At 74.2% G+C, this 13,244-nt stretch carries 13 protein-coding genes; 8 read left to right on the top strand and 5 right to left on the bottom strand.

Going from position 1 to position 13,244, the window contains the following annotated elements:
- Nucleotides 1-17: 17 nt before the first annotated feature.
- Nucleotides 18-584 carry a dTDP-4-dehydrorhamnose 3,5-epimerase gene (gene rfbC, locus Q0858_RS01590; RefSeq protein WP_299050353.1) on the bottom strand — a complete coding sequence of 189 codons (567 nt, stop codon included), beginning with the start codon at nucleotides 582-584 and terminating at the stop codon, nucleotides 18-20.
- A gap of 83 nt (nucleotides 585-667) precedes the next feature.
- Here rfbC and Q0858_RS01595 point away from each other — a divergent pair, with 83 nt between their 5' ends.
- The 6 genes from Q0858_RS01595 to Q0858_RS01620 are packed head-to-tail and all read left to right on the top strand — an operon-like array spanning nucleotide 668 to nucleotide 7,354.
- Nucleotides 668-1,897, top strand: a complete 1,230-nt coding sequence (locus Q0858_RS01595; protein WP_299050355.1) for a class I SAM-dependent methyltransferase — start codon at nucleotides 668-670, stop codon at nucleotides 1,895-1,897.
- A 7-nt stretch (nucleotides 1,898-1,904) separates the two neighbouring features.
- Complete coding sequence (locus Q0858_RS01600; protein WP_299050357.1) at nucleotides 1,905-2,744, top strand: glucose-1-phosphate cytidylyltransferase; 840 nt, start codon at nucleotides 1,905-1,907, stop codon at nucleotides 2,742-2,744.
- Nucleotides 2,744-3,388 carry a PIG-L deacetylase family protein gene (locus tag Q0858_RS01605; RefSeq protein WP_299050359.1) on the top strand — a complete coding sequence of 215 codons (645 nt, stop codon included), beginning with the start codon at nucleotides 2,744-2,746 and terminating at the stop codon, nucleotides 3,386-3,388. The genes Q0858_RS01600 and Q0858_RS01605 overlap by 1 nt, the downstream gene beginning before the upstream one ends.
- Nucleotides 3,388-4,965 (top strand): glutamate-1-semialdehyde 2,1-aminomutase, encoded by a 1,578-nt coding sequence (locus tag Q0858_RS01610; RefSeq protein WP_299050361.1) that lies wholly within the window; start codon nucleotides 3,388-3,390, stop codon nucleotides 4,963-4,965. Before Q0858_RS01605 ends, Q0858_RS01610 begins: the two co-directional genes overlap by 1 nt.
- Nucleotides 4,962-6,341 carry a DUF4910 domain-containing protein gene (locus tag Q0858_RS01615; RefSeq protein WP_299050364.1) on the top strand — a complete coding sequence of 460 codons (1,380 nt, stop codon included), beginning with the start codon at nucleotides 4,962-4,964 and terminating at the stop codon, nucleotides 6,339-6,341. The genes Q0858_RS01610 and Q0858_RS01615 overlap by 4 nt, the downstream gene beginning before the upstream one ends.
- A gap of 5 nt (nucleotides 6,342-6,346) precedes the next feature.
- Nucleotides 6,347-7,354: an NAD(P)-dependent oxidoreductase gene (locus Q0858_RS01620; RefSeq protein WP_299050366.1), complete on the top strand. Its 1,008-nt coding sequence runs from the start codon at nucleotides 6,347-6,349 to the stop codon at nucleotides 7,352-7,354.
- A gap of 262 nt (nucleotides 7,355-7,616) precedes the next feature.
- On the opposite strand, the gene Q0858_RS01625 is transcribed toward Q0858_RS01620, so the two are convergent.
- Nucleotides 7,617-8,438 (bottom strand): MerR family transcriptional regulator, encoded by an 822-nt coding sequence (locus tag Q0858_RS01625; protein ID WP_299050368.1) that lies wholly within the window; start codon nucleotides 8,436-8,438, stop codon nucleotides 7,617-7,619.
- A 66-nt stretch (nucleotides 8,439-8,504) separates the two neighbouring features.
- On the opposite strand from Q0858_RS01625, the gene Q0858_RS01630 reads away from it, so the two are divergent.
- Both Q0858_RS01630 and Q0858_RS01635 read left to right on the top strand, forming a co-directional pair.
- Nucleotides 8,505-9,356 carry an aminoglycoside phosphotransferase family protein gene (locus tag Q0858_RS01630; RefSeq protein ID WP_299050369.1) on the top strand — a complete coding sequence of 284 codons (852 nt, stop codon included), beginning with the start codon at nucleotides 8,505-8,507 and terminating at the stop codon, nucleotides 9,354-9,356.
- Nucleotides 9,353-10,282, top strand: coding sequence for a phosphotransferase (locus tag Q0858_RS01635; protein WP_299050372.1), 930 nt, complete (start codon nucleotides 9,353-9,355; stop codon nucleotides 10,280-10,282). The genes Q0858_RS01630 and Q0858_RS01635 overlap by 4 nt, the downstream gene beginning before the upstream one ends.
- Here Q0858_RS01635 and Q0858_RS01640 read toward each other — a convergent pair.
- The 3 genes from Q0858_RS01640 to Q0858_RS01650 form a co-directional block, all read right to left on the bottom strand.
- The gene (locus Q0858_RS01640; protein ID WP_299050374.1) at nucleotides 10,271-11,677 is read right to left on the bottom strand and encodes a tannase/feruloyl esterase family alpha/beta hydrolase; all 1,407 of its coding nucleotides are present in this window, start codon (nucleotides 11,675-11,677) and stop codon (nucleotides 10,271-10,273) included. The two genes, Q0858_RS01635 and Q0858_RS01640, sit on opposite strands and share 12 nt — an antisense overlap.
- An 80-nt stretch (nucleotides 11,678-11,757) precedes the next feature.
- A complete protein-coding gene (locus Q0858_RS01645) occupies nucleotides 11,758-11,949 on the bottom strand; it encodes a ferredoxin (RefSeq protein ID WP_299050375.1) in 192 nt (63 codons plus the stop codon).
- The gene (locus Q0858_RS01650) at nucleotides 11,946-13,229 is read right to left on the bottom strand and encodes a cytochrome P450 (protein ID WP_299050377.1); all 1,284 of its coding nucleotides are present in this window, start codon (nucleotides 13,227-13,229) and stop codon (nucleotides 11,946-11,948) included. The genes Q0858_RS01645 and Q0858_RS01650 overlap by 4 nt, the downstream gene beginning before the upstream one ends.
- Nucleotides 13,230-13,244 lie beyond the last annotated feature (15 nt).

Below are 13,244 nucleotides of genomic sequence, written 5' to 3' on the forward strand. Positions count from 1 at the left end.
GGACGACGATGACGACGTCAGCGCGGGCCGGGCGCGATGCGCGCCAGGCCCTCCGCGCACTCCGCGAGCGGGGAAGCATGACGGTCGGCCTCCGACATGGCGGACGCCGGGAGCGGCCACTCGATGGCCAGGTCCGGGTCGTCCCAGGCGATCGTCAGGTCCTCGGTGGGGTCGTGCTCGGCGTCGATCCGGTACGACGTGTCGGCCGGGTCGGTCAGCGCCTGGAAGCCGTGGGCGCAGCCCGCGGGCACGTAGATCGAGTTCTGCTCGTCCCCGTCGAGGCGGAAGGTGACGTGGCGGCCGTGGGTCGGCGAGCCCGGCCGCAGGTCGACCACCACGTCGAAGACCGCGCCGGAGCTGCAGCGGACCAGCTTGTTCTCGCCGCGCCCCACGCGGACGTGCAGGCCCCGCACCACGCCGTACGCCGACCGGGACAGGCTGTCCTGGAGGAAGGCGCGCCCGTCGATGCCGGCCTCCGCCGCCGTCGCGGTGTCGAAGGTCCGGGAGAAGAAGCCCCGGTGGTCGCGGTGCGGGGTGGGGCGCAGCTCCAGCAGCCCCTCGATCTCGGTCCGGCGGATCTCCACGCGCTCAGGCTCCTCGCTCGCTGTCCCTCTGTCGCTCGGGGTCACCACCCTAGGGCGCCCCGTGCCACCCGGAGGTCCCACCGATGACCGCGCCCCTGTGCCGGCTCTGCTCGGCCGAGCTCACCCACACCTTCGTCGACCTCGGCATGTCCCCGCCCTGCGAGACGTTCCTGACCGCCGACGAGCTCGACTCCGGCGAGACCTTCTACCCGCTGCACGTCCGCGTGTGCGAGCAGTGCCTGCTGGTGCAGCTCCCGGCGTACATCCCGGCGGAGGAGATCTTCAGCCACTACGCCTACTTCTCCTCCTACTCCGACTCGTGGGTCCGCCACGCCGGCACGTACGTGGAGGACGCGGTCGACCGGCTCGGGCTGGTCGAGGACTCGTTCGTGGTCGAGGTCGCCAGCAACGACGGCTACCTGCTGCGCCACGTCGCGGACCGCGGCATCCGCTGCCTCGGCATCGAGCCGGCCGCCAACGTGGCGGAGGCCGCCGTCGCGGCCGGGGTGCCCACCGAGGTGCTCTTCCTCGGCGCGGACACGGGCGCGGACGTCGCCGCCCGCCACGGCGGCGCGGACCTCGTGGTCGCCAACAACGTCTTCGCCCACGTGCCGGACATCGTCGACTTCACCGCCGGCCTGCGGGCCCTGCTGGTCGACGACGGCACGCTGACCATCGAGATCCCGCACCTGCTGCGCCTCATCGACGGCCGCGCCTACGACACGATCTACCACGAGCACTACTCCTACGTGTCGCTGCTGACCACCCAGCGGGTCCTCGCCACGGCGGGCCTGGTGGTCGTCGACGTCGAGGAGCTGTCCTCGCACGGCGGCTCGCTGCGGACCTGGTCGAAGCCCGCGGAGACCGCGGGCGAGCCCTCCGAGCGGGTGGCGAAGGTGCTGGCCGACGAGGAGGCCGCCGGGCTGCACACCCTGGAGGGCCACGACGGCTTCGCCCCCGTCGTCTCGCGGGTCCGCGACGACCTGGTGTCGTTCCTGGTGCAGGCCTCGCGCGAGGGCAAGCGGGTGGCGGCGTACGGCGCCCCCGGCAAGGGCAACACCCTGCTCAACCACGCCGGCGTGCAGCGCGACCAGATCGAGTTCGCCGTCGACCGCAACCCGTTCAAGCACGGCCGCTTCCTGCCCGGCACCCACATCCCGGTCCACGCCCCCGAGCACCTCGACGCCGAGAAGCCGGACTACGTCGTGATCATGCCGTGGAACCTGCGCTCCGAGATCTCCGCGCAGCTCGCGCACGTGCGTGAGTGGGGCGGGAAGCTGGTCGTGTTCGTCCCCGAGCTCGAGGTCTGGTGAGGTCGCGATGAAGGTGGTCCTGTTCTGCGGCGGCCTGGGGATGCGCATGCGCACCGGGCCGGAGTCGCTGCCGAAGCCGATGATGCCGATCGGCTCCCGGCCGGTGCTGTGGCACGTCATGCGCTACTACGCGCACTTCGGGCACACCGAGTTCGTCCTCGCCCTGGGCCACGGCGCCCAAGCGGTGAAGGACTACTTCCTCACCTACCGCGAGACGTCGTCCAACGACTTCGTGCTCCGCCGCGGCGGGGCCGAGGTCGAGATGCTGTCGACGGACATCAGCGACTGGACGATCACCTTCGCCGACACCGGCGTGGGCTCGCCGATCGGGGAGCGGCTGCGGCGCGTGCGCCGGCACCTCGGCGACGACGAGATCTTCCTGGCCAACTACGGCGACGTCCTGACCGACGCCCCGATGGACACCATCGTGTCCGAGTTCGCCGCCTCCGACGCGGTCGGCTCGATGCTCACCGTCAAGCCGCAGGACTCCTTCCACGTGGTCGGCATCGACCAGGGTCGGGTCACGGGCCTCACCGCCGTGGGCGACATGGACATGCGGATCAACGGCGGCTACTTCGTCTTCCGGCAGTCCATCTTCGACTACCTCGACGAGGGCGACGACCTCGTCATGGACGGCTGCGTGCGCGCCGCCAAGGACGGGCTGATGCGGGCCGTCGAGTACGACGGGTTCTGGGCGCCGATGGACACCCTCAAGGAACGCTCGGCGCTGGAGGAGCGGTGGCGCCACGGGGACAGCCCGTGGACGCTGTGGCGCGGCGGCCGCTCGAACGGTGGGTCCGACGTGGCCGACGTGGAGCTCGAGACCCCCTCGGCGTCGGACGTCTGATGCTCGGTCTCGCCCCCGCCGCCGGCCCGCTCGAGGTGCTCTGCCTCGGCGCGCACCCCGACGACGTCGAGATCGGGTGCGGCGCCACGCTGCTGACGCTCGCCGGGCGACCCGGCACGACGGTGCGCGGCGTCGTCCTCACCGGCGGCGGCGGGCCCCGCGAGTCCGAGGCCCGCCAGGCGCTGCCCCGCTTCGTGCCCGGCGCGGAGGTCGAGGTCCACGACCTGCCCGACGGCCGGCTGCCGCAGCACTGGGACGCCGTGAAGGAGACCCTCGAGGACGTGGGTCGTCGTACCGCCCCCGACCTCGTGCTCGCGCCGCGCACCGACGACGCCCACCAGGACCACCGCCTGATCGGCGACCTCGTCACCACCGTGTGGCGCGACGCGCTCGTGCTGCACTACGAGATCCCCAAGTGGGACGGCGACCTCGGGCCGATGACCCACTACGTGGGGGTGGACGACGCCGTCCGCGCCCGCAAGCAGGAGCTGCTCGACGTCAGCTTCCCCAGCCAGCACGCCCGCGACTGGTGGGACCCCGAGGTGTTCGGCGGGCTGATGCGGTTGCGCGGCATGGAGTGCCGGGCGCCGTACGCCGAGGCCTTCCGGTCCGCGAAGGTCCGTCTCGACCTGGGAGCAGTGTGATGACCGAGCAGATCGTGCGGCAGTCGTTCGCGCAGTCCACCCGCCTGCAGGACCGCCTGCACGAGCTGGTCCCCGGCGGCGCCCACACCTACGCCCGTGGCGCCGACCAGTACCCCGAGCAGATGGCCCCCGTGCTGGTCCGCGGCGAGGGCGCGCGGGTGCTGGACGCCGACGGCAACTGGTTCGTCGAGTACGGCATGGGCCTGCGCTCGGTCACCCTCGGCCACGGCTACGCCCCGGTCGTCGACGCGGTCAGCGCGGCCATCCGCGACGGCGTCAGCTTCTCCCGGCCCTCGACCTGGGAGGTCCGGGCCGCCGAGCGCTTCCTGGAGCAGGTGCCGACCGCGGACATGGTGAAGTTCGCGAAGAACGGCTCCGACGCCTCGACCGCCGCGGTCCGGCTGGCCCGTGCCGCGACCGGCCGCGAGCTCGTCGCCGTGTGCGGCAGCCAGCCGTTCTTCTCCACCGACGACTGGTTCATCGGCACCACCCCGATGCACGCCGGCATCCCCGCCGCCGACCGGGCCCGCACCCTGACGTTCCCCTACAACGACCTCGACGCGCTCGACGCGCTCCTGCGCCGCCACCCGGGCCAGGTCGCCTGCGTGGTCATGGAGGCCGCGACCGGCACCGTCGAGCCCGAGCCCGGCTACCTCGAGGGCGTCCGCGCCCTCACCGAGCAGCACGGCGTCGTGTGGGTGCTCGACGAGATGATCACCGGCATGCGCTGGTCCGCCGGCGGGGCGCAGGCGACGTACGGCGTGACGCCGGACCTGTCGACGTGGGGCAAGGCCCTCGGCAACGGGTTCGCGGTCTCCGCCCTGGCGGGGCGGCGCGACCTCATGGAGCTCGGCGGGCTGCGGACCTCCCAGTCGCGGGCGTTCCTGCTCTCCAGCACCCACGGCGCCGAGGTCACCGGGCTCGCGGCGTACCTCGCGGTGGCCGACGCGTACGACGCCCTCGACGTGGTGGGCACGATGGAGCGCCGCGGCGCGGCCCTGGCCGCCGGGGTCAACGACCTCGCCGCCGTCCACGGGGTCACCGGCCACGTCGAGGCGCTCGGCCGGCCCTCCTGCCTGGTCTTCGCCACCCGGGACGCCGACGGTCAGGCGTCCCAGGCCTACCGGACGCTGTTCCTCCAGAGCCTGCTCGAGCACGGGGTGCTCGGCCAGTCCTTCGTCATCTCCGCCGCGCACACCGAGGCCGACGTCGACCTGACGCTCGCCGCGGTGGACGCCGCGCTGCCGACGTACCGGCGGGCGCTGGAGCAGGGCAGCGTCGACGGCCTGCTCCGCGGCCGCCCGGTCGCCCCCGCGCTGCGCGACCGCGCCGAGCCCCGCCGCCTGCTCCTCCCGGACGCCCCGATGGTCGAGACCGTGGCGCTCGTGGAGGCGGCGTCCCTCGCGGAGGTGGCGGCCGACGACGAGGCCGTGCTGCTCCACGGGGCGGTGCGCCTGGGCGACGGGGAGCCGGTCGGCGAGGCGCTCGTGCTGCCGGAGTCGGTCCTGGAGCAGATGCCCGGTGTCGTGCCCGGTGACGTGGTGGTCGACCCGGCCCCCGGCGACGACGCCCGGTGAGCACGCCGCCCACCGTCGCCGCGCTCACCGACGCCCTGCGCGCCGGCACCACCTCGGCGGGCGAGGACCTCGCCGTCCTCGGCGAGCGGCTGCACGCCCGGATGGCGGCGCTGTACCCGCTCCCGCGCAGCCTCACCGGCCCCGGTGTCCGGGCGACGCTCGACCTGCTCGAGCAGGGCCTCGACGGGGTCGCGGCGATCGAGCGGCACGAGGTGCCGACCGGCACCCGCGCCCACGACTGGACGATCACCGACGAGTGGGCCCTGCGGCGGGCGTGGATCACCGACACCACCACCGGCGACGTGGTCGTCGACACCGACGTCCACACGCTGCACGTGGTCGGCTACAGCGTCCCCGTGCGGACGACGCTCAGCCGCGACGAGCTGCTGCCGCACCTGCACACGCTGCCCGACCGTCCGGACGCCGTCCCGTACCGGACCAGCTACTACCACCGCACCTGGGGCTTCTGCCTGACCCAGCGCCAGCTCGACGGGCTGGGGGAGGGGCCGTTCGAGGTCGTGGTGGACGCCGACCTCGGCCCCGGCCACATGACGTACGGCGAGATCCTGCTGCCGGCCACCGAGCCCCCGCCCGACGGCGAGGAGGCCGGTGAGGTGCTGCTGTCGGCGCACCTGTGCCACCCCTCGCTGGCGAACGACAACCTGTCGGGCCTGGTGCTGGTCACCGAGCTCGTGCGGCTGCTCGCCGCCGTGCCGCGACGGCACGCCTACCGGGTGGTCCTCGCGCCGGGCACCGTCGGCGCCGTCCTGTGGCTCTCGCGCAACGCCGACGTGCTCCCGCGGATCCGCCACGGGCTGGTCCTCACCGGCCTCGGGGGACCGGGCGCGCTGGTCTACAAGCGGACCCGCCGCGGCGACCGCCCGATCGACGCGGCCGTCTCCCACGTCGTACGGCGGCGGGGCGGGGAGGTCCGCGACTACTCGCCGTGGGGCTACGACGAGCGGCAGTACAACGCGCTCGGCTTCGACCTGCCCGTCGGCCGCCTGTCGCGCACCCCGCACAACGAGTACGCCGAGTACCACACCTCCGACGACGACCTCGGGCACGTGACGCCCGCCGAGCTCACCGACGCGCTCGTCGCGCTCGTCGAGGTGGTCGACGTCCTCGAGGACGACGCGCGCCCCCGCAACCTCGCGCCGTACGGCGAGCCGCAGCTGGGCACCCGCGGGATCTACCCGACGACGGGCGGCAGGGCCGCGAGCGACGCGGTGATGGCGATGCTCTGGACGCTGGCGTACGCCGACGGGGAGACGTCCCTGCTCGACGTCGCGGCACGGGCCGACCTGGACTTCGCGGCCATCCGGACGGCGGCTGCGACGTTGTCCGGCGCGGACCTCCTCGACGGGCTAGGTTGAGCGCCGTGCGCGTCCTCGTCACCGGCTCAGACGGCTACCTCGGCAGCCTCCTCGTCACCGAGCTGAGGTCCGGCGGCCACGACGTCGCCACCCTCGACTCCGGTCTCTACCGGCGGGCGCTGCTCGAGTCGCGCGACGACCCCGACTCGACCGGCGACACCCGCGACGTGGCCGCCACGGCGCTCGCGGGCCGCGACGTCGTCGTCCACCTCGCCGAGCTGTCCAACGACCCGCTCGGCGAGCTCGACCCCGACCTGACGGTGGCGATCAACCACCGCGGCTCCGTCCGGCTCGCCGACCTCGCCGCCGAGGCCGGCGTCGGTCGGTTCGTCTACTTCTCCTCCTGCAGCGTGTACGGCGCCACCGGCGACGCGATCGTCGACGAGGAGGGCCCGACGAACCCGCTGACGGCGTACGCCCGCTGCAAGGTCGCCGTCGAGCAGGACCTGCTCGGCACGGACCGCGGCGACCTCGTCCCGGTGATGCTGCGCAACGCGACGGTCTACGGCCCCTCGCCCGCGCTCCGCCTGGACCTCGCGATCAACGAGTTCGTGTACGACGCCGTCATCAACGGCGCGGTGCGGATGCGCAGCGCCGGCACCTCGTGGCGCCCGTTCGTGCAGGCCGGCGACATCGCGATCGCCGCCCGCGCGCTGATGGAGGCCCCGATCGAGTCGGTGGGCCGCCAGATCGTGAACGTCGGCTCCGACGAGGCGACGGTCCAGGTCAGCACGGCCGCCGAGATCGTCGGCCGCCTCACCGGCGCCCCCGTCGAGATCGCCGACCCCTCCCCGGACCTCCGCGACTACCGGGTCTCCTTCGCGAAGCTCTCCTCGCTGCTGCCGGACCTGCGGATGCGGCCCATCGAGGACGGCATCGGTGACCTCGTCGCCTTCGTCCGCGACCACGCCGACGACTTCCGCGCCCGCCCCAAGGATGACTTCTTCCGCCTCGCCGAGCTCCGCCGCCGCCGCGAGGCCGGCGAGCTCGACGAGGCGCTGCGGCGTACGTAGGACGTCCGGGGTCGGCCCGGCCGGCTGCTCGGCGGGAGGACGGACGTGCAGAAGTCCCGCTGACGGCGACGACACGTGCTCGTCGGCGACTTCTGCACGTCGGTCCTCGCAACAGACGAGGCCCTCGTGGCCGGCCCGCTCCTTCCCCAGGCCGGGCCGGTCCCACCGGGTAGTCCCCCGCGTCCCGGTCGTCCCGAGGACGCCGGAAGGACCGATGGTAAGGGGACTACCCGCCGCGGGCGTCCGAGCCTGTGGAGACCGCTCAGCCCAGCGGCTGCTGCAGCTCCACGACCCAGCGCGTGCCGCCGGGCTCGTACGGCGTGGAGTGGTAGACCTCGCGGCAGGTGCCGGCGGGGGTGAGGCCGCGCCGCTCGACCTCGGTGACCAGGGACTGCCAGGCGCCGGCGATGCCCGACAGGTCCGCCGCGTCGTACGTCGTCACGAGGGCGCGGTCGACGGCCGTCAGCTCCGCCGACTCGAGGCCGTCGACGCCACCGTCGACCTGCTCGGCGGCCGCCGCGCGCAGGCCGTCGCCGTCCGGGCCGGACTCCGGCGTGTAGTGGGCGATCCCGGGGCCGGTGCGGAGGGCCGCGGCGGCGTCGACGGCCTCGTTGACGGCGCCGAACATCATGCCCATCTCCGCCTCGATGGCGGCCATGTCCGTGACGACGACGGACCTCTGGACGAGCCGCAGGGACGGGAGGGCGGTCTCGGTGAACTGCAGGGTGGTGCTCATGGCGTGCTCCTTCGTGATCGTGGAGAGCCGCGCCTCGACCCGGGCGAGGCGACCGCGGTCGACCGCGATCTGCGCACGCAGCTCGTCCCGCCGCTCCCGCAGCAGGGCGACCACCCGGTCGCCGCCCGAGGCGTCCGCCTCGAGCAGCTCGGCGACCCGCTCCAGCCCGAAGCCCAGGTCCTTCAGCGCCACCAGGTGGTTGGCGCGGTCGAGCTGGGCGGCGGCGTACGAGCGGTAACCGGTGTGGGGGTCGACCCGGTGCGGCCTCAGCAGGCCGAGCTGGTCGTAGTGCCGCAGCATCCTCACGGACACCCCGGCCAGGCGGGCGAACTCTCCGATACTCATCATGGCGAACCCCACGAGACCGTCTGACACCGTGTGAGGGTCAAGGATGGCGGAGGAGAGGATCGTGGCGTGTCCGACCTCGACCCTGCCCTCGCCTGGGCGGCGGAGCACCTCGGCCGCCTCGCCGACGTACGTCGCCTCGAGGGCGGCTGGACCTCCACCATGCTCCGCCTGGTGCCCGCCGACGGCCCCGACGCGGTGCTCCGGCTGATGACCGAGGAGCCGTGGCGCACCCACGGCGCGGGGCTCACCACCCGGGAGGCCGAGGTGCAGACGATGCTCGCGGACGGCGACGTCCCGGCACCGCGCTCCCTCGCCCTCGACGCGGACGCCGCCGCCTGCGGCCATCCCGCGCACCTCATGACCCTCCTGCCCGGCCGGGTCGAGGCCGAGCGCGCCGACCCCGCCGCCCTCGCCGCGCTCCTGGCGCAGGTGCACGCGGTCGTCCCGACCATCGCCGTGCGGACCTACCAGTCGTGGGCGTGGGAGGAGAAGTACGTCGTCCGCGACTGGGCCCGCGATCCCGGGCTGTGGGAGGCGGCGTTCGACCTCCTGCGCACCGAGCCCCCGGCGTACGAGCCCACGTTCCTGCACCGCGACTTCCAGCCACGCAACGTGCTCTGGGACGCCGGCCGTGTGACGGGGCTCGTCGACTGGGTCGAGACCTCCGTCGGCCCCGCCTGGCTCGACGTCGCCCACGGTGCGACCAACCTCGCCGTGCACAGCGGGCCCGAGGCGGCCGAGGTGTTCGCGACGACGTACGTCCGGGCGACCGGCGCGACGCCGCAGCCGTACTTCGACGTGATGGACGTCGTCGGCTTCCTCCCGCCGCCGGGCCGCGCGATCTTCCTGCCCGAGGCGTGGCAGCGCGAGCGCCTCGAGGACCGGTTGCGCGTCGTGATGGCCCGGGTCGAGGCGTGACCCCTCGCCTGCAGCCCCTGGTCCGGGCGCGCCTGGCGGCGATGGGCACCGCGGGGGAGGACTGGACCGCCGCGCTGCCCGACCTGCTCGCCGACCTCGCCCGCGCCTGGGGCCTGGACCTCGGTCGCGGACTGCCCGGCGGCTCCGCGTCGTACGTCGCCCGCGCGACGACGCGCGACGGCACCGACGTCGTCCTCAAGGTCGGCCTGCCCGGCCAGGTCGAGGCGGTCGCACGGGAGGCCGCGGTGCTGCGGGCCGCCGACGGCCGGGGCTACGCGCGGTTCCTCGCCCACGACGGGGAGCGGGGCGCCGTGCTGATGGAGGCGCTCGGCCCCTCGTTGGAGCGCGGGATGCTCGGCCCGCACCGCACCCTCGACGCCCTCGGCGCGACCCTGCCCGACGCCTGGGCGCTCGACCTCGACGAGCCCCGGGCCGGCGCGAGCCGCGCCGACGAGCTCGCCACGATGGTCCGCGACCTGGCCGAGGGCCACCCCGGCGCCTGCGACGACGCCGTCCTCGACCGGGCGCTGTCGGTCGCCGCGTGGCTGGCGTCCGGCGACGACCCCGACGCCCGGGTGTGGGCCCACGGCGACCCGCACCCCGCGAACGCCCTGCGGCGCGGTGACGGACCGGACGACGCCTGGGCGTTCGTCGACCCCGACGGCCTGTGGGCCGACCCGGCGTACGACGCGGGCATCGCGGTCCGCGAGTGGCTCGGCCGCGTCGAGGAGGCCGCCCGCCACGGCGACCAGCACGCCCTGATCGCCTCGTACGCCGGGCGGCTGGCCGCCGCCACCGGCCTCGACGCCGAGCGGGTCGCCGCGTGGGGCTACCTCGAGCGCGTCAGCACCGGGCTGTACGTGCTCGACTTCGGCGCCGACGCGATGGGCCGACGCTTCCTCGACTCCGCCCGCCTACTGTTGTAGCGAGCACCCGGTGCGCAGGTCGTCGCGCTGCGGGCGGTCGACGAACCCGCTCGCCGGCGGTGCCTTCGCGTCCTCGACCCAGGCGACGAGGCGGTCGAACGCCCGCGTCGCGCACGGCAGGATCGGACGCAGCCGGTCGGGGTAGGTCGCGTACAGGCTGTCGACGTGGGTGCCGTCCTCGATCTCGTAGGACCGGTGCAGGCGACCCGCCCCGGCCCGGCGCACCAGCCGCTCGTAGGCGCGGCCCGCGGTGTCGGGCGGCAGCAGCGTGTCGAGGGTGCCGTGGACGGTCAGCAGCGGCTTGCGGATCCGGCCGGTCAGCTGCACGGACCGCACCGCCTCGCGGACCTCCCGCGGCCGGTCGGCGTAGTCGTAGTCGGCGTCGCAGCGCGGGGTGCCCGGCCGGCAGAACGGCACCCCCGCCTCCAGATCGCCGTCGTACGTCGGGTCGAGCTCCTCGCGGTAGACCCGCTGGGTGAGGTCCCAGTAGACGCCGTAGTGGTACTCCCACAGGAACTGCGAGCCCGGCTCGAAGCCCGCGCGGAGCATCCGCCGCTCGGCCTGCTCCGCGCCCGGCCCGCCCGCGGCGTACGTCGGGTACTCGCGCAGCGCCGTCGGCAGGTAGGTCAGCAGGTTCGGCCCGGCCGCGCGGAACAGCGTGCCCTCCCAGTCCAGTCCGCCGTCGTACAGGCCGGGGCGGTTCTCGAGCTGCCAGCGCACCAGGTAGCCGCCGTTGGAGATGCCCGCCATGTAGGTGTGCCGCGGCGCGCGGCCGTACCGCTGCTCGACGGCGACCTTCGCGGCCCGGGCGAGCTGGGTGACGCGGCGGTGCCACTCGCGGATCGAGCCGCCGGGCGCGGAGCCGTCGTCGTAGAAGGCGGCGCCGTTGTTGCCCTTGTCGGTGGCGGCGAACGCGAAGCCGCGCGCCAGCACGCGGTCCCCGATGACGAAGTCGTTGGCGTACTGGCGCCGGGTGCCGGGAGCCCCCGACACCACGAGGCCGCCGTTCCAGTCGTCGGGCACGCGGAGCACGAACTGCGAGTCGTGGTCCCACCCGTTGTTGGTGTTGGACGTGGAGGAGTCGGGGAAGTAGCCGTCGACCTGGATCCCCGGCACCCCGCTCGGGGTGGGCGTGCCCGGCGCCTGCAGGCCCTCCCAGTCGGCGACGTTGGTGTGGCCGCTGACGGTGGTCCCCGTGGTGGTGAGGTCGTCCAGGCAGGCGGTCTTCTGCTCCTCGGCGCCCGGGACGTCGATGCGGCCCTCGCCGGCGCAGTGCCGGTCCGGCCCGCTCGACGGTGCGGCGGCCGGGGCCGGGGCGGCGGTGGCCGGCGCGGCCAGCAGGCCGGCGGCGAGCGGGACCGTCGCGAGGAGCAGGGGGATCCGAGACAGGCGCATGTCCGGCAGCCTGCGTGACCTGGCTCACGGAGGGCAATGTGGCTGCGCCACACCCTCGGGCCTGTCGGGTGTGCCGGGGCTCAGTCCTCGAGCCGCAGGGCGCCGGTGGGGCAGGCGTCGCACGCCTCGGCGACCTCGGCACGACGGGCCTCGTCGGGGCTCTCGTCGAGCACGTGCATCCACCCGTCGTCGCCGATGGAGAACACGTCCGGGGCCACCGACTCGCACATCCCGGTCGAGGCGCACCGGTCCTCGTCGAAGCGGATCCTCACGACGCCACCTCCGGGGTGAAGCGCACCGGCAGCGACAGCACGGCGTGGAAGAAGTTGCCGCTGCCGTACGTCGGCTCGCCGCTGACGTGGATGTCCGGCAGCCGGGTCAGCAGCTCGCGCAGGATCGAGGCGAGCTGGCGTCGGGCGAGCTGGATGCCGAGGCAGTGGTGGATCCCGCCGCCGCCGAACGCGAGGTGCTTGTTGGGGTGCCGGGCGAGGTCGAGCTGCTCGGGCCGGTCGAACGCGGCGGGGTCGAAGTTCGCCGAGGAGTAGAAGAGGACGACCTTGTCGCCGGCGGTGATCCGTCGGCCGCCGAGCTCGCAGTCGCGGGTCGCCGTCCGGCGGAAGGTCATGATCGGCGTCGCCCACCGCACCAGCTCCTCGACGGCGACGGGGAGGCGGCCGTCGAGGTCCTCGAGCAGCCACGCGCGCTGCGCGGGGTTCTCCGTCAGCGCGAGGATCGCGTGGCTGATCGACTGCCGGGTGGTGTCGTTGCCGGCCACCATGAGCAGCCCGAAGAAGGACACGATCTCCGCGTCGGTGAGCTCCTCGTCGTCCACCCGGGCGGTGACCAGGGCGGAGAGCAGGTCGTCGGCCGGCCGCGCCCGGCGCTCGGTGATCAGCTCGGAGGAGACGACGCGCATCGCCTCGGCGGCCTCGAGCAGGCGCAGGAGGGGGTCCGCCCCGGCGAGGAGCCGCTCGTCGCGCCAGCCGCCGGCGAACTGCGCCTCGTGGGCGACCGTACGGCGGTGCTCGGCCGGGACACCGACCATGTCGCAGATGTTGTGCATCGGCACCGGGGCGGAGACCTCGGGCACCAGGTCGACCTCGCCCCGCGCCGCGACGGCGTCGACCACGGCGCGCGAGTTGGCGTCGATCCGCTCGGTGATGCGGGCCATCTGCCGCGGCGTGAACGCCGCGGTGAGCAGTCGGCGGACCCGGGTGTGCCGGGGCGGGTCCATCGCGATGAACCCCTGCCCGGCCTCGAGGATCTCGGCGGGCATCGACTCGAAGACGATGCCCTCGCCGGAGCAGAAGTCCTCGTGGCGGCGGGTGACCTCCACCAGGTCGTCGTAGGTGGTGACGGCCCAGAAGCCCTGGTCGTTGGGGTCGGTGAACAGGCCGTTCTCGACCGGGCGGTGCCACGACACGGGGCGCCGGGCGCGCAGGTCGGCGAACGTGCGCTCCCGGACGGCGGCCGTGCTCGACCAGAAGGTCTCGGAGGACAGGTCCGCCTCGTCGTACGGACGGTCGAGGCGGGAGTCCACCGGTGCGGTCATGCCGAGACGTTCTGA

Origin of the sequence: uncultured Nocardioides sp., from assembly GCF_947489365.1 — a bacterium.
Taxonomy (GTDB): Bacteria; Actinomycetota; Actinomycetes; order Propionibacteriales; family Nocardioidaceae; genus Nocardioides.

Bases quoted from the DNA above. Each gene is read 5' to 3' on its own strand.
- Q0858_RS01650 (WP_299050377.1), bottom strand. From the start codon at position 13,229: ATGACCGCACCGGTGGACTCCCGCCTCGACCGTCCGTACGACGAGGCG.
- Q0858_RS01640 (WP_299050374.1), bottom strand. From the start codon at position 11,677: ATGCGCCTGTCTCGGATCCCCCTGCTCCTCGCGACGGTCCCGCTCGCC.
- Q0858_RS01605 (WP_299050359.1), top strand. From the start codon at position 2,744: ATGCTCGGTCTCGCCCCCGCCGCCGGCCCGCTCGAGGTGCTCTGCCTC.
- Q0858_RS01600 (WP_299050357.1), top strand. From the start codon at position 1,905: ATGAAGGTGGTCCTGTTCTGCGGCGGCCTGGGGATGCGCATGCGCACC.
- Q0858_RS01625 (WP_299050368.1), bottom strand. From the start codon at position 8,438: ATGATGAGTATCGGAGAGTTCGCCCGCCTGGCCGGGGTGTCCGTGAGG.
- Q0858_RS01610 (WP_299050361.1), top strand. From the start codon at position 3,388: ATGACCGAGCAGATCGTGCGGCAGTCGTTCGCGCAGTCCACCCGCCTG.
- Q0858_RS01595 (WP_299050355.1), top strand. From the start codon at position 668: ATGACCGCGCCCCTGTGCCGGCTCTGCTCGGCCGAGCTCACCCACACC.